Source organism: Pseudoalteromonas sp. CO348, assembly GCF_004208845.1.
Lineage (GTDB): Bacteria > Pseudomonadota > Gammaproteobacteria > Enterobacterales > Alteromonadaceae > Pseudoalteromonas > Pseudoalteromonas maricaloris.
In genome coordinates this window covers 244,924-264,341 of record NZ_SGPI01000017.1, presented here as the reverse complement: position 1 = coordinate 264,341, position 19,418 = coordinate 244,924, and the positions used below count along the sequence as shown (strand labels likewise).

At 43.3% G+C, this 19,418-nt stretch carries 17 protein-coding genes; 14 read left to right on the top strand and 3 right to left on the bottom strand.

Annotated elements, in window-relative coordinates:
• Window positions 1–266 precede the first annotated feature (266 nt).
• The 14 genes from EXT48_RS08695 (at window position 267) to EXT48_RS08625 (ending at window position 14,208) form a co-directional block, all read left to right on the top strand.
• Window positions 267–1,445, top strand: a complete 1,179-nt coding sequence (locus EXT48_RS08695) for an acetyl-CoA C-acyltransferase (RefSeq protein ID WP_130164220.1) — start codon at window positions 267–269, stop codon at window positions 1,443–1,445.
• A gap of 96 nt (window positions 1,446–1,541) precedes the next feature.
• Window positions 1,542–3,032 carry a CoA-acylating methylmalonate-semialdehyde dehydrogenase gene (locus tag EXT48_RS08690; protein ID WP_010604936.1) on the top strand — a complete coding sequence of 497 codons (1,491 nt, stop codon included), beginning with the start codon at window positions 1,542–1,544 and terminating at the stop codon, window positions 3,030–3,032.
• 107 nt (window positions 3,033–3,139) lie between these two features.
• Window positions 3,140–4,297 (top strand): acyl-CoA dehydrogenase family protein, encoded by a 1,158-nt coding sequence (locus EXT48_RS08685; protein ID WP_010604935.1) that lies wholly within the window; start codon window positions 3,140–3,142, stop codon window positions 4,295–4,297.
• A 10-nt stretch (window positions 4,298–4,307) separates the two neighbouring features.
• On the top strand, window positions 4,308–5,084 hold the full coding sequence (locus EXT48_RS08680; protein ID WP_130164219.1) for an enoyl-CoA hydratase: 777 nt from the start codon (window positions 4,308–4,310) through the stop codon (window positions 5,082–5,084).
• Entirely contained in the window at window positions 5,084–6,223 is a 1,140-nt protein-coding gene (locus tag EXT48_RS08675) for an enoyl-CoA hydratase/isomerase family protein (protein ID WP_130164218.1), read from the top strand. The genes EXT48_RS08680 and EXT48_RS08675 overlap by 1 nt, the downstream gene beginning before the upstream one ends.
• Window positions 6,224–6,235: 12 nt before the next feature.
• Window positions 6,236–7,123 (top strand): 3-hydroxyisobutyrate dehydrogenase, encoded by an 888-nt coding sequence (gene mmsB / locus EXT48_RS08670; RefSeq protein ID WP_010604932.1) that lies wholly within the window; start codon window positions 6,236–6,238, stop codon window positions 7,121–7,123.
• A gap of 6 nt (window positions 7,124–7,129) precedes the next feature.
• Window positions 7,130–7,891: an SDR family oxidoreductase gene (locus tag EXT48_RS08665; RefSeq protein ID WP_010604931.1), complete on the top strand. Its 762-nt coding sequence runs from the start codon at window positions 7,130–7,132 to the stop codon at window positions 7,889–7,891.
• 118 nt (window positions 7,892–8,009) lie between these two features.
• Complete coding sequence (locus EXT48_RS08660) at window positions 8,010–8,399, top strand: VOC family protein (protein ID WP_130164217.1); 390 nt, start codon at window positions 8,010–8,012, stop codon at window positions 8,397–8,399.
• A 29-nt stretch (window positions 8,400–8,428) separates the two neighbouring features.
• The gene (locus EXT48_RS08655) at window positions 8,429–8,725 is read left to right on the top strand and encodes a DUF1330 domain-containing protein (RefSeq protein WP_045988103.1); all 297 of its coding nucleotides are present in this window, start codon (window positions 8,429–8,431) and stop codon (window positions 8,723–8,725) included.
• A gap of 100 nt (window positions 8,726–8,825) precedes the next feature.
• Window positions 8,826–10,223 (top strand): hypothetical protein, encoded by a 1,398-nt coding sequence (locus EXT48_RS08650; protein ID WP_130164216.1) that lies wholly within the window; start codon window positions 8,826–8,828, stop codon window positions 10,221–10,223.
• A 130-nt stretch (window positions 10,224–10,353) separates the two neighbouring features.
• A complete protein-coding gene (locus EXT48_RS08645; RefSeq protein WP_039497675.1) occupies window positions 10,354–10,893 on the top strand; it encodes a heme NO-binding domain-containing protein in 540 nt (179 codons plus the stop codon).
• Between the two features lie 4 nt (window positions 10,894–10,897).
• A complete protein-coding gene (locus tag EXT48_RS08640; RefSeq protein ID WP_130164215.1) occupies window positions 10,898–11,848 on the top strand; it encodes a sensor histidine kinase in 951 nt (316 codons plus the stop codon).
• A 125-nt stretch (window positions 11,849–11,973) separates the two neighbouring features.
• Complete coding sequence (locus EXT48_RS23850; RefSeq protein ID WP_240703367.1) at window positions 11,974–13,629, top strand: biotin/lipoyl-containing protein; 1,656 nt, start codon at window positions 11,974–11,976, stop codon at window positions 13,627–13,629.
• A gap of 63 nt (window positions 13,630–13,692) precedes the next feature.
• On the top strand, window positions 13,693–14,208 hold the full coding sequence (locus EXT48_RS08625; protein WP_130164214.1) for a hypothetical protein: 516 nt from the start codon (window positions 13,693–13,695) through the stop codon (window positions 14,206–14,208).
• Window positions 14,209–14,270: 62 nt separating this feature from the next.
• Here the strand turns inward: EXT48_RS08625 and EXT48_RS08620 are convergent, their stop codons facing one another.
• From EXT48_RS08620 to EXT48_RS08610, 3 genes are read right to left on the bottom strand one after another with little or no spacing between them, the layout of a single operon-like run.
• Window positions 14,271–15,623: a cell wall metabolism sensor histidine kinase WalK gene (locus EXT48_RS08620; protein WP_130164213.1), complete on the bottom strand. Its 1,353-nt coding sequence runs from the start codon at window positions 15,621–15,623 to the stop codon at window positions 14,271–14,273.
• Window positions 15,620–16,285 carry a response regulator transcription factor gene (locus tag EXT48_RS08615; RefSeq protein ID WP_130164212.1) on the bottom strand — a complete coding sequence of 222 codons (666 nt, stop codon included), beginning with the start codon at window positions 16,283–16,285 and terminating at the stop codon, window positions 15,620–15,622. Before EXT48_RS08615 ends, EXT48_RS08620 begins: the two co-directional genes overlap by 4 nt.
• Complete coding sequence (locus tag EXT48_RS08610; RefSeq protein WP_130164211.1) at window positions 16,282–19,347, bottom strand: efflux RND transporter permease subunit; 3,066 nt, start codon at window positions 19,345–19,347, stop codon at window positions 16,282–16,284. The genes EXT48_RS08615 and EXT48_RS08610 overlap by 4 nt, the downstream gene beginning before the upstream one ends.
• Window positions 19,348–19,418: the final 71 nt, after the last annotated feature.

The following is a 19,418-nucleotide window of genomic DNA, read 5'->3' as shown; positions in this document are numbered from 1 at the left end:
TTACGTAAAGGTAAAGTAAGAATAGCAGATCCTTCTTTAGTCTTATAAAGGGAATAATCTGTCCGTTCGAATTGTCATCAAATCTTCATTACAGCTAGAGAAAATAAGCCTTGGAAACAAATTTGTGCAAGTTAGCTTTACACTTTCACTGATCTCGTTTGGCTTGATTTTAGATTTACGTTGGCGTAAACGTAAATATTATGTATGCTCGAATACAGAGTTAATTTTTAACAAGCCAAGATTGGCTTGTAAACAGGAGTTTTGCAATGAGTAACGAAGCTGTTGTCATCGTCGCTGCTAAGCGTACACCAATGGGTGGCTTTATGGGAAGCCTATCTGACGCAACCGCGACAGACTTAGGTGCGACTGCAATTAAAGCAGTAATGAATGAAACAGGTCTTAGTGACGCGAGTATAGACGAAGTTATCATGGGTTGCGTACTACCCGCAGGCCTAGGTCAAGCGCCAGCGCGTCAAGCGATGCTACACGCGGGGCTTGCACGCTCGACGGGAGCGACAACAATCAATAAAGTGTGCGGCTCGGGTCTAAAAGCGGCGATGTTCGCGCATGATCTCATCCGCTCGGGTAGTATTAATTCTGCTATCGCTGGTGGCATGGAAAGCATGACTAACTCACCTTACTTTATTCCAAAAGCCCGTGGCGGAATGCGTATGGGCCATGGCGAAATCAAAGACCATATGATGGCTGATGGCTTAGAAGATGCTTATGACAATAAAGCGATGGGTTGTTTCGCACAAGCTACCGCTGATGAATATGGCATTACCCGCGAGCACATGGATGAATTTGCACTTGACTCACTAAGTAAAGCAAACGCCGCAATCGAAAATGGCAGCTTTGGCAATGAAATTGCCCCTCATGTAATGAGTACACGTAAGGGGGATGTTGAGGTTAATACTGACGAGCAACCTGGTAACGCGCGTCCAGACAAAATTCCATCACTTCGTCCAGCATTTAAAAAAGACGGCACTATCACTGCTGCCAACTCTTCGTCTATTTCTGATGGTGCAGCAGCGCTGATTTTAATGAGTGAATCAGAAGCGAAAAAGCACGGTTTGACACCACTTTGTAAGATTGTCGCCCATGCAACTCACTCACAAGCTCCCGCTGAATTTACCGTGGCACCAGTCGGTGCGATGAATAAGCTGCTTGAAAAAGCAGGTTGGTCGACAGCAGATGTTGACCTTTGGGAGATCAACGAAGCGTTTGCCATGGTGACTATGTTAGCTATCAACGAAATGCAGTTAGATAGCAACAAAGTCAACGTCAACGGTGGTGCTTGTGCATTAGGTCACCCAATCGGTGCAAGCGGTGCACGCATCTTAGTTACACTTATCCATGCACTAAAAAACCGCGGCTTATCAAAAGGCGTAGCGTCACTATGTATCGGCGGTGGTGAAGCTGTAGCGCTCGCGGTAGAAGTGTAAGTTACTGCAATTTATTTCGTTCAAGGGGCGCTGCGTTTTCCATAATTCTAATCATTCACGCAGCGCATAAACTCGTTTTATGGGGAGGAGTGCTTCATGCACCAAGTACCTTTATACATCAACGGTGAATTTTCACAGTCTCAGTCTGACAAATGGTTAGACGTTGTTAATCCGGCTAATCAAGAAGTATTAGCAAAAGTACCTTGTGCTACTAACGAAGAAGTACAAGCTGCAATTCATTCAGCTCAAGAAGCATTTAAAACGTGGCGTAATGTTCCGGTAACTGAGCGTGCGCGAATTATGATGCGTTATGCAGCGCTTCTTAAAGAGCATCAAGAAGAAATCGCAACCATCATTTGCCATGAACTAGGCAAAACTTTTGAAGATGCGAAAGGTGATGTATGGCGTGGTATTGAAGTGGTTGAGCAAGCATGTAATGCCCCTTCAATGATGATGGGCGAGACGGTAGAAAACGTTGCCCGAAATATCGACACCTATTCATATACCCAACCGCTAGGCGTTTGTGCGGGTATTACGCCATTTAACTTCCCAGCAATGATCCCGCTGTGGATGTTCCCAATGGCAATTGTATGCGGCAACACCTTTGTACTTAAGCCATCAGAGCAAGATCCACTAACGCCAATGCGCTTGGTTGAATTGTTTGAAGAAGCCGGTGCACCAAAAGGCGTACTACAGGTAGTACACGGTAGTAAGGATCAGGTTGACCAAATCCTTGAAGCGCCGGAAATTCGCGCGATTTCTTTCGTGGGTTCTTGTGGTGTCGGTCAGTACATTTACAGCAAAGGTACGCAAAATCTCAAACGCGTTCAAGCGTGTGTTGGTGCGAAAAACCACATGGTTATTATGCCCGATGCGAAAAAAGAACAAGTGATCAATAACCTAGTTGGCTCTTCGGTCGGTGCGGGTGGTCAGCGTTGTATGGGGATCTCAGTTGCTGTGTTTGTTGGGCAATCACAACAGTGGGTAGAGGAACTAAAAGACGCAATGGCGAAGGTTCGTCCTGGCGTTTGGGATGATCCTGAAGCCGCTTATGGTCCGCAAACGACGCCGCAGGCTAAAGCGCGCATTCTGTCGCTGATCGACAGTGGTAAGCAGCAAGGCGCAACGTGTTTGCTAGACGGTTCTGATTTTACAGTTGAGGGTTATGAAAGTGGTAACTGGGTAGGTCCAACACTGTTTTCAAATGTCACAACTGAAATGGATATCTACAAAGAAGAAATCTTTGGCCCAGTCCTTTGCTGTGTCTTTGTCGATAGTTTAGATGAAGCAATTACGCTTATTAATAACAACCCATACGGTAACGGTACCTCATTATTCACTGCAAGCGGTGGCGCAGCACGTAAGTTCCAGCGTGAAATCGAAGTGGGTCAGGTCGGTATTAATATTCCTATTCCTGTGCCATTGCCGTTCTTCTCATTTACCGGTTGGAAGAATTCATTTTATGGCGACCAACACACCTATGGTAAGCAAGGCGTGCGTTTCTATACAGAAACCAAAACAATTACCTCACGTTGGTTTGACGATGAGGCTGTTAGTGGTCCAAATATGAGTATCAACCTTAGATAACTCATATTGCATAGCGTGCTCTGCAGGGGGAGCACGCTATTTTTTACCAAAACGATAAGAATTACCGACACACATTCAGGGTGTCAGAACAGCAAGAGAGGTCTAGCGTGGACTTTAACCTAAACGAAGATCAACAAGCATTTGCCGATATGGCGCACCAATTTGCAATGAGCGAGCTTGCTCCACATGCTGCAAAATGGGATCAAGAGCACATTTTTCCAAAAGACGTAATTCAAAAAGCAGGTGAGCTTGGTTTTTGCGGTCTATATACGCCAGAAGAGGCAGGTGGTCTGGGTTTATCTCGCCTTGACTCAAGTATTATTTTTGAACAACTTTCTATGGGTTGTACAGCAACCACCGCCATGTTGACTATTCATAACATGGCAACGTGGATGATAGCGAGCTTTGCAACGGAAGAAACCAAAGCAAAATATATGGATCAGTTAGTAACAGGTGAGCTTCTGGCTTCTTATTGTCTAACAGAGCCAGGTTCTGGCTCTGATGCCGCATCGCTGAAAACAAAAGCAATAAAAGAAGGCGACGAGTACGTTTTGTCTGGCTCTAAGATGTTTATCTCAGGTGCAGGTGAAACAGACGTATTGGTGGTAATGGCAAGAACCGGTGAAGCCGGTCCAAAAGGTATTTCAGCCTTTGTTGTACCTGCCGATGCTGATGGCGTTATTTATGGCAAAGCAGAAGAAAAAATGGGTTGGAACGCTCAACCTACGCGCCTTATCACGCTTGAAAATGTCCGGATCCCAGCTGCCAACCTACTAGGCCAAGAAGGCGAAGGCTTCAAATTTGCGATGCAAGGCCTTGATGGTGGTCGTATTAATATTGCAACTTGCTCGATCGGAACAGCCCAGCAGGCGCTCAATACCGCCAAACAGTATATGCAAGAGCGTTCTCAGTTTGGTAAACCGTTAGCAGCGTTCCAAGCACTGCAATTTAAAATTGCAGATATGAATACAGAACTTGTGGCTGCGCGCCAAATGGTCCGACTTGCGGCATTTAAACTGGATAGCAACGACCCAGAAAAGACCACTTATTGTGCAATGGCGAAGCGTTTTGCCACTGATGTAGGCACTAAGGTGTGTGATGATGCACTGCAAATTCATGGTGGTTACGGGTATATCAAAGAATATCCACTTGAACGTCATTTACGTGACGTACGTGTTCATCAGATCCTTGAAGGTACAAACGAAATCATGCGTGTAATTATTGCACGTCGGATCTTAGCTGAAGGCGCGGCAAGCGTCCTATAAGGAGAGTATCATGACTGCACAATTAAAACTCGAAAAACAAGGCCATACTGCCGTTGTTACTATGTCAAATCCACCCGCGAATACGTGGACAAAAGACACACTAATTGCACTTAAAAATCTAGTAATCGAATTGAATGCAGATAAAGAAATCTATTCGTTAGTGATCACTGGCGAAGGTGAAAAGTTCTTTTCAGCAGGTGCAGATCTAAACGTATTTGCTGACGGCGACAAAGGAGTCGCTGCGGATATGTCTCGAGTATTTGGCGAAGCGTTTGAAACACTCAGCGACTTTAGAGGCGTATCAATTGCTGCTATCAATGGTTTTGCAATGGGTGGCGGTTTAGAAGTAGCACTCGCATGCGATATCCGCATTGCCGAAGTTCAAGCACAAATGGCGCTTCCTGAGGCGAAAGTAGGATTGTTACCTTGTGCTGGCGGCACACAAAACTTGTCGTGGCTTGTGGGTGAAGGCTGGGCAAAACGTATGATTTTATGCGGTGAGCGCTTAAAAGCCGATAAAGCACAGCAAATTGGCTTAGTTGAAGAAGTGGTCGAGCAGGGTAAAGCACTGGAAGCGGCGCTTGAACTTGCTAAGAAAGTAGAAGATCAAAGTCCAGTTGCGGTCACGGCTTGTAAGGCTCTAATTCAAAAAGGCCGCACAGGCACTATCAATAGCGCACTGCCACTTGAACGCGAACTTTTCGTAACACTATTCGATACGCAGGATCAAAAAGAAGGCGTAAACGCGTTTTTAGAGAAGCGTAAAGCGAATTGGGTAAATGGCTAATGACTGAATTTGAGCTAATAAATCACGAAGAGGCGCCGGTTATATTCGAACAGGCAACGTGCCATAACGGGATGAAAATAGCGCTGGCGACATTAAATGCACCAAAAGCGTTAAATGCCTTAAACCTCGATATGATCCGTTTGCTCGCGCCACAACTAGACGCTTGGGCAAACGACCCACAAATAGCAATGGTTATGCTAAAAGGTGCTGGAGAGAAGGCGTTTTGTGCCGGCGGCGATGTCGTGAGTTTATATCGCGAAATGTCGTCTGATACGAGTAACGCATTAATCGAAACCTTTTTCAGTGAAGAGTACCGGTTAGATTATCAAATCCATAACTATGATAAGCCAATCCTACTATGGGGTAATGGCATCATCATGGGTGGTGGATTGGGCTTAACGGCTGGCGCAAGCCATAAAGTGATGACCGAAACGTCGCGCATCGCGATGCCGGAAATCACCATTGGTTTATACCCTGATGTGGGTGGGAGCTATTTCCTCAATAAGATGCCAAAGGGCGTTGGACTATTCTTGGGTCTCACTGCTGCAAACATTAACGCTGCGGATGCCAAGCTGGTTGGGCTTGCCGACCATTTTATGGACTCAGAAAAGCTGAGCTTACTGTTACAAAACCTAGTTGAAGTAAACTGGGGCAAAACCAATGTATTAAATCATGAAAAGCTTACTCAGTTGCTGTTGTCACTAGATGAAGCGTCTCATGCGCCGCCAAAAAGCGAAATTAAACCGCTTATCAAAGTGTTCGAAGCGCTTGATGAGAAACGTGAGTTATCAGAGCAGGTTGAATTCATTTTGGCGTTGGATAGCACTGACAACAAATGGCTAAGCAAGGCACAGGCTGCATTAAAGCATGGTTCTCCATTAAGTGCTGCATTGGTTAAAGCACAGCTCACTAGAAGTGCAGGCAAAACACTAAGAGACTGTTTTAAGCAGGAATTAGGAATGTCGGTAACGGCTGGCGAGTTTGGTGAGTTTCAAGAAGGTGTTCGTGCGTTGCTTATTGATAAAGATGGTAAGCCAAATTGGCGATTTAAATCTGTCGCCGAAGTTACAGACGACGCGGTAGAACGCTTTTTTGCACCTCGCTGGGATGAAAACGATCACCCATTGCGTGACTTATAAGGAGTGACTTAAATGGCACAAGTAGGATTTATCGGCTTAGGTAATATGGGTGGTCCAATGGCCATTAACCTATTAAAGGCTGGCCACCAAGTATGTGTATTCGATTTGAACCCAGAGGCCGTTGCGACGCTTGAAGCAAGTGGCGCGACGAAAGCGACGGTTGTGAGCGATGTATGTCGCGAAGCCGATTATGTGATCAGTATGCTGCCTGCCGGCAAACATGTTCGAGCAGTGTATACCGGCGATGACGGATTAATTAATTACCTTAGTAAAAATACACAAGTAATTGATTGCTCGACCATTGATGCTGAATCTGCTCAGTTTGTTGGCAACAAGTTGGCAGAATCGGGTATTTCATTTGTCGATGCGCCCGTGTCTGGCGGGGTGGCAGGTGCAGCGGCCGGTACCTTAACTTTTATTGTCGGCGGTAATAAAGCAGACTTTGAACGTGCGCATGTGGTACTGACCAATATGGGTAAGAATATCTTCCATGCTGGAGATATTGGTGCCGGACAAGTCGCTAAGATATGTAACAATATGCTGTTATCAATACTTATGGCGGGCACAAGTGAAGCGCTGCAAATGGGTGTAGATCATGGCTTAGATCCTAAAGTATTGAGCGAAATTATGCTAAACAGCTCTGGTCGTAACTGGACGCTAGAGCTATACAACCCATGTCCTGATGTACTAGAAAATGTGCCTTCTTCGAACGGTTATAAGCCGGGCTTTATGGTTGATTTAATGGCTAAAGATCTTGGCCTTGCGATGCAATCTGCGCAGCAAACGAATTCTGCGACGCCCATGGGGGCGCTGGCGAAGAATCTGTATAACTTGATGCAAAATCAAGGCAAAGGCAGTGAAGACTTTAGTGCGATTTTTAAGCTTTATTCAGAGAAATAGGACACTATGGATATTAATAATAAAACAGTCGTGATCACTGGTGGTGCGCAAGGCTTAGGTCTTGCCATGGCGACTGAAATGGCAAAGCATGGGGCAAAACTCGCCCTGATTGATATGCAAGAAGACGTTTTAGCAGAAGCGAAGCACGAACTTGCTCAATTCGGCACACAAGTTAACACGTATGTCGCTAATGTTAGTCAAGAATCAGACGTCGAAAATGTGTTTAATGCCATCGTAAATGACTTCGGCGATATTTCGGTATTAATTAATAATGCGGGTATTTTGCGTGATGGTTTGCTGCTCAAAGCAAAAGACGGGCAAGTCATCGATAAAATGTCGCTTTCGCAATTTCAATCCGTTATTGATGTCAATCTCACAGGTGTTTTCCTGTGCGGCCGCGAAGCTGCTGTCAAAATGGTAGAAGCGGGTAACGGTGGCGTGATCATTAATATGTCTAGCGTTGCGCGCGCTGGTAATATGGGACAAACCAATTATTCAGCGGCAAAGTCTGGTGTCGTTGCGATGACTACCAGTTGGGCTAAAGAATTAGGTCGTTTTGGTATTCGCGTGGGGGCAATTGCACCTGGTGTGATCCGTACAAAAATGACCGATGCAATGAAGCCTGAAGCCAAAGAGCGGCTAGTGAAAATGAAGCCAGTAGGGCGTCTTGGCGAAGCGCAAGAAATTGCCCACACAGCAAAATATATCATTGAAAACGATTTCTTTACGGGACGTGTCGTTGAGATTGACGGCGGCATTCGCCTGTAATGAAAAAATAGGCTTGGTTTTACAACGTGTAGTCCAAGTTCCTACTTGAGTGTGTGAAGCGGCAATGCAAATTGCCGCTTTTTTATTTAAAAGACCTTAAATTAGTTAGGAGAAGTGCTTGAAGTTATCTGGAATACATCACGTCGCTGTTATTTGTTCTGACTATCAAAGATCAAAAGTGTTTTATACCGAAGTACTTGGTTTGCATGTACTCCGTGAAAACTATCGAAAAGATAGAGCGTCCTACAAATTAGATCTTGCGCTGCCAGATGGCAGCCAGATTGAGTTGTTTTCGTTTCCAAGCCCTCCAAAACGACCATCACACCCAGAGGCGCAAGGACTGAGGCATTTAGCATTTAGTGTATCGGATATTGATGCTTGCATTGCACACCTTGTGCAGTATCAAGTGGCTGTAGAGCCTGTTCGAATAGATGAATATACAGGCAAACGGTTTACCTTTTTCAGCGATCCTGATGGTTTGCCGCTGGAGCTTTATGAGCAATGTTAAGATGATAACAACTTTAAAAGGGCTAAATTATGTATGAGATGTTAGTGGCGATGGAAATTCATAACAGCGAGCGATATGCCAAATATCGAGAAGCGATGAAGCCAATCTTAAGACAATATGGTGGTGGATTTAGTAACGATTTTCATATTGCAGAAACCTTGCTAACGGAGGGACAGTGCCAAGCTAATCGACTTTTTACCATATATTTTCCTGATCAAGCTTCAATGGAGTCCTTCTTCAGTGATGCTGAATATGTAGAGGTAAAAGCACGATACTTTGAAGATAGCGTCAGTGGGTTTGATATTTTGGCGAGCTACATTAGGTAAGGCTAAAACAAGGAGCAAAATTGGGTAAAGTTTATTCTAAGTGGGTCGATAACGTTTAATAACTCCGCGGTAAATTGAATTTGTAACAAGGATATAGGTTATGAATATAAAGCCACAATTTCACACCAACCATGTCAGTGTTGGTGCTCCATCTTCGTCGAAAGAAATGCAAGACGCACTCAAAACGCTCGCAAAAGATAGACCTGATGAAGAGGTATCCCAATTTCCAGATGTGAATAGTGAGTTCACAATTGATTTTTCCTACACCGAATCACCTGTCTCATATGATAGAGACTTTATGCGTAATTTTGAATTCAGAATGTTAGGCATGAAAAGTTACGGTATTCACCGAGAGCACATAGGGACGGATGAAAATGGTCGTATCTATAAAGATACTTACGGTGATTTTGAAGGCCGAGAAAAAATTGATGAATTTTTAGCAATCTTCGACCGTTTGAATGAAGAACAACAGATTAAATTTGCACACTTCAAGCCCACAGAATCACTTCTAGACGTGGCTAACAGATTAACGGATGAAGAGCTTGGTCAGCTCACCGATTTTATCGTCCAGTCACTTAGTGTTAACAGCTTTGGTCAAAGGGGTGAAGACTACTCAGAAAAGTTGATTGATAAACTGAGCAGTATGTCTGATGAGTTATTAAAAGACACCGTAAAAACCATGTCTAGCTTAATGGAACAGGCTGAAAACAAAGTTTTTTCAGAACCAGCGTTGCCAGCTTATTTATTGGATGAAGACGGTAGAACAGACATGGACTTAACTGTGCGAGAGGCAGATCTTTTCGACCAGTTTAATGCGTATGGTGACATGAACAACCAATTATTAAATGACTATGCAAAATTTGTCATTGATAACAAATTCTCAGACGGTGATCTTTTAGATCTGAACGCGCATTTAGCAAATTCTGATTTTGATACGAGTCGTGGCATGCTAGATATGGCAACCTTGGTTAAGGCAAATGACCGAACTACTTTTATAGAAATGTTAAACGAAGTGGATACGCGGGAGCCGAATAACCTGTTCGCAAGATTGAGCAAACTCAATTACGAAAATGAGAATACAGAATACTTTAGAACTGACAATCGAGAATACGTTAAATTTAAAGGTGCACCAACTGACGATAACGAAAAAAGTAGGTTATACAATCAGCTGATAAAAGCCTATGAAAATCAGGGACTCGGTTGGATGAATGACGTAATGGAGCAGTCAGAAGGTATGCCTGTGCGAGCTGAGCTCAATATGTGGCTATCTATTTTAGAAAATGTTGAAGAAAACCCCGATGCGTTTAAACGCTCAGACTCTGTTGAAACTTGGATGGAGCGCAATTTATCTGGAATTGTAAATGACTACTATCAAGGCATAAAAGAGAAGGTATTTGCGCATAATGAGGAACTAGATAACTTTCTCAATATGTCTATGCTTGAAAGAATTGAACTCGATACAATTAAACTTGACGAACAAACTTCTACAGCTGAATAGAGAAAGATCTATTACATCCCAAATATTGTTCTACACTTAATTAAGAACGAAACAAGCTAGTTAATTCAAAGGCTTGTTTCGAGGTGAGTCTTGACTATATAACGCAGCAACTTTGTTAAGGGAGAGTTTAATGCGCGGCGTGATATTTAGAGGTTTAGAAGAATTAGTTGTAGAAGCGATTGGCATGCAAGCTTGGGATGAGTTACTCGAAGCACATGCACCTGAGGGAAGGGTTTATGTTTCCCCTACATCCTACCCAGATGCAGAGTTATTTGCGTTAGCACAAGGCGTTGCTGACAAATTGAATAAGCCATTGACAGATGTATTGGCCATTTTCGGACAGTCGTTATTTGGATTTTTGGCGGAAAAGCACAAAGGTATCTCGTCAAAATTTGCGTCGTTTGAAGAATTGGTTTTATCTATCGATAGCGTGATACACATGGAGGTAAAAAAGCTTTACGATGAGCCGAATCTCCCCTCAATTGCGGCGATAGTGAAAGATGACAAAACTATCGTATTAGAGTATTGCTCGAATCGTAAATTGTGTTTTTGTGCCGAAGGGCTACTTTATGGTGCCGCCCAATTTTACAGTCGCAAACTAAAAATTGAACATCCACAGTGCATGCACAGCGGCGCTAAACATTGCGTACTCATTCTGCATTTGGATTAATTCGATGTCTGAATATAACGACTATAAAAAGGCGTATCTAAGAGAGCGTCGTGCACGTGATGAAGTCGAGTCATTACTTGAAGAGAAAACGCGTGCGTTATATTTGGCTAACCAAACACTTGAACGTCAATTAGCGCAGCTTAAGAATCAACAAGCTGTATTAATAAACAACGAACGTATGGCGACGTTAGGGACACTATCAGCAGGCGTTGCACATGAATTAAATAACCCGTTGGCATATGTGGCAGGGAACCTTGAGTCACTTAATTACTATATCTCGCCAATCTTGCAGTTGCTTGAGACAGTAAAATTACTTGAGCAAAATGAATTGAGAGGAGAGCAATTGGAAGCTCGCCTTATTGACATATATTTAAGGCAACGTATTGACGAAATTACGAATGATTTGCCGGACCTCGTTCACGACACGCTGCATGGCTGCGAGCGAATTAAAACCATAGTAAACGATTTAATGAATTTCTCCCGCTCCAATAGCGATAGTTTCGGTAGGGCGTCTCTAAAGTCTATTGTTGAAGACACACTTCGTTTACTTCATGGGCAACTTAAGGGATACGAGCTAACCGTCGCGGTCGAAGATGTGCCAAATATCTATTGCAAGGAGGGGGCGCTAAAACAGGCGATCATCAATCTGTTGGTGAATGCTAAATATGCGGTAGACATGAGCCATAAGTCGCATAAATCAATAGAAGTGTTACTCGCACCGGGTAACGATCAAGATATTATCTTAAGCGTTAGCGACAACGGAGTTGGAATAGATGCTGATGTGCTTCCTAGATTGTTTGATCCTTTCTTTACGACTAAGCCTGTCGGCGAAGGTACGGGCATGGGACTTGCTGTTACTCATGCGATTGTAAAAGAGCACAAAGGGAAAATTGATGTTCAAAGTCAAGAAGGAGTGGGTAGTCAGTTTACTATTTCCTTTCCTTTGGAGCAGTGAGAAGCTTGCACCTGTCCCCACTTTGTAATACGTTAATCGACTAAATTAGACATATTATCAGTGATTTTCATCTGAGGTTTTGAGCCTCATCTTTTAATTGGATACTTAAACGTAATAGGGAAATTATGACGATTGAAATGAAAGTACCCGTGTTGCCTGAGTTAATAGATACTGCAAAAATTGCAACACTCTATGTAGCTGAAGGACATCAAGTTGCAAAAGATCAAGTCTTATGTGATATCGAAACGAGTAAGGTCGTATTGGAGCTACGAGCGCCAGAAGCCAGCCGTATCGGTAAAATCGTGGTGAGCGAAGGCGATGTTTTGAAAGCTGATGCGCTTATTATGTCAATCACTCCGGATCCAGAATTAAACCACTTAGTTGCACTTGAATCGAAGAGAGTTCATCAGCTGCTCAGTAATGAAGACATCACTACTGACCACGAGTTGAAAGGAAAAGGCAATATTGACGTGCAGATCGATGTATTACCCGATTTTGTCGAGAGTGCAACGGTTATTGAAATCTATGTTAAAGAAGGAGATATGGTTGCTTGTGGCGATAGGCTTTGTGATGTTTATACTGACAAGGCCATCCTTGAAGTTTGTGCTCCCAATGATGGCGTAGTGTGCGATTTTATCAAAAAGCTTGAGCAAGCAGTCGTTGCAGGTGAAACGATCGTCACTTTGTATCACCCCGAGTATATTGCGCCTGAGACTACACTTCCTGAATCGGAAGAAGATAATACTGATACCTTAATAGCTCAAGTATTGTTAGATCCAGCTTTGGATAATGAACCTTCTACGCAGGTCGAGCTTAATAGGCCTTCTCATCAGGCTACATGTGATAGTTTAGAAGCGCATAAAGACATAGCGGCAGTCGAAGCAACCGATAGCACGGTTATTGACGCACAGCTTAAAAATGAATCTCCCCCTTTTAGTACTCAAACTGGCGATAGCTATGTTGATTTAACAAATGACCATGTTGGTCCAGCTTCAACGGTTTTACGATCAGAGTCTGCAGTGATATCGAAGAGAGTTCAACTCATGCTCAGTAATGAAGACATCACTACTGAGCATGAGTTGAAAGGGAAAGGCAATATTGACGTGCAGATTGATGCATTACCCGACTTTGTAGATAGTGCGACAATTATTGAAATCTATGTTAAAGAAGGAGATATGGTTGCTTGTGGCGATAGGCTTTGCGATGTTTATACTGACAAGGCCATCCTTGAAGTTTGTGCTCCCAATGATGGCGTAGTGTGCGATTTTATCAAAAAGCTTGAGCAAGCAGTCGTTGCAGGTGAAACGATCGTCACTTTGTATCACCCCGAGTATATTGCGCCTGAGACTACACTTCCTGAATCGGAAGAAGATAATACTGATACCTTAATAGCTCAAGTATTGTTAGATCCAGCTTTGGATAATGAACCTTCTACGCAGGTCGAGCTTAATAGGCCTTTTCATCAGGCTACATGTGATAGTTTAGAAGCGCATAAATACATAGCGGCAGTCGAAGCAACCGATAGCACGGTTATTGACGCACAGCTTAAAAATGAATCTCCCCCTTTTAGTTCTCAAACTGGCGATAGCTATGTTGATTTAACAAATGACCATGTTAGCCCAGCTTCAACGGTTTTACGATCGGAGTCTGCAGTGATTGCCCATGTAAGAGAAGATTGTAGCAAAGACACTCAAGAAGGAGGTGCAAGCTCTGGCAAAGTGTTTACGTTTGCCGCCAGTGTAATCGTTATTGCGCTGGCAGGTTATTTTTTGCTGGTATAGCTTCGCGCTTGTAGCAGCTGCAAAGAAGTTAGCCAGCTATTTTACTCAAAAAGGAGATTTTTAATGAGTTATAATGTCATTGCATATCAAGTTGATGCAGAAAAAGTAAAAGCGGTGTGGGGAAGTAAAGATCAGCAATTTTTGGATAGGTTTTTATCCAAATATCGAGATGAAATTGCAGGGCAAGAAGAAGAGCTGGATGTTAAGGGATATGCCGCTTGCATGGCGAATATTATAAATGGAACGAGTATAGATGAGGACGACGAAGACAACTTTATTTACGGTTATTTATATGAAATGCTGTGCCAAGAATTTGGTGAGATGGTTCGCCATGATGACTTTCTAGACATAATGGAAGATGTGACGCCATCTAATCATAAAGCATTTATTCCTATCCCCAATAATGATGATTGGCCTGAATTCTACAGTGTCCCTTTTGAAGAATTAGAGTCGGGTCGACAGGTTTTTCTTGGTAGTGACGAACCATATACGAAGGAAACTTCCTACATAGAAACGGTAAACTTCATTTTCGATACAGCAGTTCAAAACCACAAAGCTTTGGTTTTCTTTGGTTATTGATTTGAGGTCTCAATCTACCGATTAAAATTTCTGACAATAAATACGGCGCTGTTTGGAGGTGGTCATTTAAATGTGACACAAAAGGTCGCACCACCCATATAATTTTGACATGTAACATCTAATGTGGCGTGATGTAAATCGACTACCTCTTTTACAATAGCGAGACCAAGACCACTGCCAGTCATTGATGACTGCTCTTTGCGCCAAAAACGCTCGAAGATTTTTTCATAATTTTGGATATCGATCCCAGGGCCGCTATCCATAACTTCGATACATTTTCCAGAGGCCTTTACTTTAATCTGAGCTTGCTCAGTACTGTGGCGTAGGGCATTTTCGATGAGATTCTTTATCATGATATGAATGGAGGACTGATCGCCTGTAATTACTTCTTCAGTATCATCAATTTCCAGTTCTAGCTGTTTATCCATGGTGACAGATAATGGCGCCAGCATCATACAGGCTTCTTTCGCTAACGGTACAATACTGAGCGAATGCTTTTCGTAAGCGTTAAGGCTCTGCGCACGAGACAGGTCTAACAATTGCTGTACAACACGTGTCATATAACTTACATCCGCCAAAATACCAGAGTGGGTGTGTTTATCTAACTGGGCGAGTTCAACACGGGTATTGAGAATTGCAAGCGGGGTTTTTAACTCATGGGCTGCGTTAGCAACAAATCGTTTTTGTTCATCAAAACCTGTTTCGACTCTTGCCATCGCTTGATTCAACGAATGCACAATGGGAACGATTTCAACAGGGAGACCTTGCTCACTTAGCCTAAAATTGAGTTGTTCAGGCCTTATCCTTTGAAGTTGTTCCGCAACGCTTTTCACGGGCCGAACAATAGAGCGAATAGACAGATATCCAACAACCATAAACACTAAAAATGCCGCGCTGATGATAAAAATAGAGACTTGGCTCAGTACGGGCATGACAGCTTCATTGGCAAGCTCGCCAATAAGATCATTTCTGCCCAAATCGATGAACACTGGGACGGTGTCAATGTTGGTTTCGATGCGATAACGATCAATACCATTAAGGTGAGAATATCCAAGGGGGATATCTTTAGTATCAATCAATGCTTGCAACGCCGAGGAACTACTCTCATTGGTCGTAGACTGCAGCAAAACAGTACCAGTTTGTGCGTGTGTGACGCGAAACACGAGGTTATTGTACAAAGCATCATAGCCCCATTTCTCAGCCACGCTGTCAGATTGATATATTAACTTATTCGTATTATCAAAGTAGAGTTGCTCTTGAATGTCTTCACTCATACCAACCATGCTTTGCTCAACAGCAAGATTGGCATAATTTGTGGAGAATAAATATAAACTAACACCAATCAAGCTGAATACTGCAGATCCAATAATAAAAAAATGCAGAAATATCTTTTTCGCGAGAGAAAGTTGCTTCATGTCAAAATATATCCTATACCGCGCAGTGTATTGATAGTTGTTTGTGCATTGGACGATTCTAGTTTTTTGCGGATCCTGTGCACTGCAACTTGGATTGCATTATCCGTTACTTCGAAACCCATGGCATAGATAGCATCGTAAAGCGCATCTTTGCCCACGGTTAAACCTGCATTTCTGATCATATATTCTAAAATGGCAACTTCCGTTTTCCCCATCGCTAAATTTTCACAGCCAACGGTGACACGACGTGCCTTTGTATCAACAGCAAGATTGTTATGTGTTAATAGATTTCCGGTGTAGGTACTCGGGCGACGCAGCAATGCTCGAAGTCTTGCCTTAAGCTCGTCAATCGCGAAGGGTTTATTCAGGTAGTCATCCGCACCCAAATCAAGTCCTTTGATGCGATCATCGACACTGCCACGCGCGGTGAGGATCAAAATTGGTAATCCATTTTGTTGTTTTCGAATTGAGCGAATAACCTCTAAACCATCTTTATCTGGCAAGCCTAAATCTAGTATGAGGGCATCATACTGCCAGCTTTGCATTAACTGTTCATTTTGTGCAGCAGTTGCAGCAATATCAGCGGCGTGACCATCTTGAGTAATTGCTTGCTGTATAAATGTCGCAAGCTGCTGATTATCTTCAGTGATTAGCACTCTCATTGAATTAATATTTCCTTATTTTCTGTTTCTAGTTGTGGTTTTTGAAAACGTTTACTTGATAGTAAAAACTTCAGTATAAGCGGCAATATCAGCATCGTAAGCAAAGTTGAAGTCAGCAAACCTCCAATTACTGCAAAGGCTAATGGTGGCCACAAAGGGCTTGCACTGGAAGTTAGCGGCAACATGCCAACTATGGTTGTTAATGTAGTTACTATAACAGGACGAAGACGCGTTTGTACCGATAAACAAATTGCCTGCGATAGCTCTGTGCCTTGATTTAAATGTTCAAGAGTATGCTCAATCAGCAAAATTGCGCTGTTCACTACAATACCCATAAGCGCGAGCACACCTAATATTGACATAAAGCCAAAGGGTACTCCGACGATAGATAACATAGCCGGCGCTCCTACAACGCCGAGGGGAATAGTTAGCATCACCAATATTGCTAAACGATATGAATTAAACTGCAACATTAATGCCCCAAATAACAATGCGACTCCAAAAGGAAGTGTTTGTAGTAAAGCGCCATTAGCCTGTTCCGATTCTTCCAATTCCCCGCCAAACATTAACGTCACTTGATGTTGCTGCGCGATTTTTAGCAAGGTCGGTTGTAACCCTTCGAGGATTTCTTCTTCGTCACTTCCCATAGCGACATCTGCTTTTATAGACATTACAAACTTGCCATCGCGCCTTTCAATAAATGGTGGTGTGCCAATAACCTCGGCATTCAAGACCGCAAATAGGGGTGTGCTTAGTTGGTTGGGTAGCATGATTTGAGTATTTAGAATATCAGTACTACTTTGATTAGAAGTAGTGTCAACAATCATCAAATCTATCGGTTCGAAATTATAATCAAGAGTTGTTACTTTTAATCCAGAGCTACGCCATGCGATATATTCGGCAATATCGCTGCGTGCTAAACCCAAGGCTGATAAGGTAAGTTGCTGAGCTGCTAAGTTAATGGTAGGAGCGCCCAAACTATAATTACGATATGGGGAGGTGATTTTAGGGTGCTGTCTGAGGTGCATAAGCATAGCTTCAGCGCTTGCGAATAGAGCATTGCGGTCATTGCCACTCAACCTCAACTCAATCGGGCTTTCAATAGGAGGTCCTTGCCCGAGCTCACGGGCGTTGATTAAGATTTCAGGAAATTGCTTGTTTAAATTACTATCGATGAAGCGCGAAAATTCAGGCGGGTTAACATCATCCTGCAACGTTAGTACAACTCGAGCAATATGGGATTCATTTGGTTTTTGCGCAAGGTTATAGTAGAACCTTGGACCTGAAAAGCCGCTAAATACCATCGCTTCGCTGACTTCAGGATACTGAAGGGCATACTCGGCGATTTGATTTGCTGTCTTGGTTGTTGTTTCTATGTGGCTAGCTAACGGCAATTGGACGTCGATATAAATCTGATTGCGGTTAGCATTTGGGAAGAACTTGCCGTTGGCATTGGGTAGCGAAAGTAAAGTGCATAGCATGGCAGTCGCGGCCACAATCGTGTATACGGGATGTTGTAATGTTTTATGAGCTAGCTGATAGCCAAATGTTGAAAGTTTCTGAGTAACGGTTTCCTGCCACCTTTCTAGCCAAGGGATGGAAATAGGGAAATAAACAAAAAGTACAGGAAGCAGTAGTAAAGCTGCAACATAACTCAATGAGATGCAGATGATAACGAGCACTGGAATAGTAGCAATGAAATCAGCGACACTGCCTTTTGCCAACAGCATGGGAACGAAGGCTGCGATAGTAGTCATTGTTGCCGCCGCAAGCGGTTTTTTCAATTCGTTCACAGAGTGCGCCAAGGCAGATCTCATCGTAAACCCTTTGCTGCGTAAATAACTCAGTCGCTCAGCTACGATAATGCAGTTATCAACCATCAAGCCCAATGAGAGTACCAAGCCAGCAATGGTCATTTGGTGAATAACACCATCGAAAGTAGTAAATAACGCCAGTGACGAAAACACGATAGCGGGTACGGTTAAACTGATAACAATCGCACTTTGCACCGAGAGAAATAGTAATAAAACAACGCAAATAGCGATACAGCTTTGAATTAGAGAATTTACCAATCCTTCACGGCGTTTTTGAGACCAGTCGGGCTGGAAAATCTCAAGTTTAATGGGAGCATCTGTAAATCGTGCATTAATGTCGGCAATAGCTTGTTTGATAGTATCCCCTGCGTTAGCGATATTATGCTGGTTGGGCGGTAGAGATAATGCAATACCGATGACTCGCTGACCATTTTTCCAAAATTGCTCGCTTGAAGTTGGGGCAGTCCGGTAGCCAATATCAGCGAGAGTGCTGAGTGGGATTTTTGACCCGTCAGGTGTTGTTATTTGTACGTCTTTTAACTGAGCGTCGTTACGCAGGTGATTGACAGGCAATAGCGATAGCGCACTTAGATTTTGCGACAATACGCCAAGGCTATCTTGCTGATTGGCATCCCGTAGCTGTTTTGCAATCTCTGCTGGCGAGAGGGCAAAAGCGAGCATTCGCTCTTGAGAATAGGAAATAGCCAATTCAAGCCCGGGGTCGCCTACTAGCGAGGCACTTCTCACAACGTCGAGATACTCAAGCTCATCACGTACTTCGAGGGCGAGCTTTCTATCTGCTGTTAATCCTTTTCCCGTGCGCACGGTTAAGACTATCCCTTGAGTATCTTGTGCTCGATCTACTACATAGAATTGGCTATCAGCTAAGCTTGCACCCAGTGGTGCTACTTCATCTTTGATGCGTTGCCAAACTAAAGCGGTATTATACACTTGCTCTTTAAGCTCAATATCGATAACAGCACTTCCTGTTCTTATCCGTGCGTGTATGGTATTAATCTCATCAATTTTTGCTAAACGTCGCTCAAGTGGCTTAACAACGACATCATTGAGTTGAGTGACACTAGCACTTGGATTTACAATTTGAATAAAGCCATTTCGATAGGGGAAGCTGGGGTCCTCCTGACTTTTTGCTTTAAACCAGCCTACAATACCTGTGAATACAAGCAGCAGAGTTAGCCCGAGTACTAGACGTGGAGTGAGATAATTAGATGGGAGAAGCTTATCCATAAACTTCCTCCTGTAACCTATTGATAGGTCTGCCAGTAATGCTTGTAAATAAGCGCTGCTGAAGTCGGTTA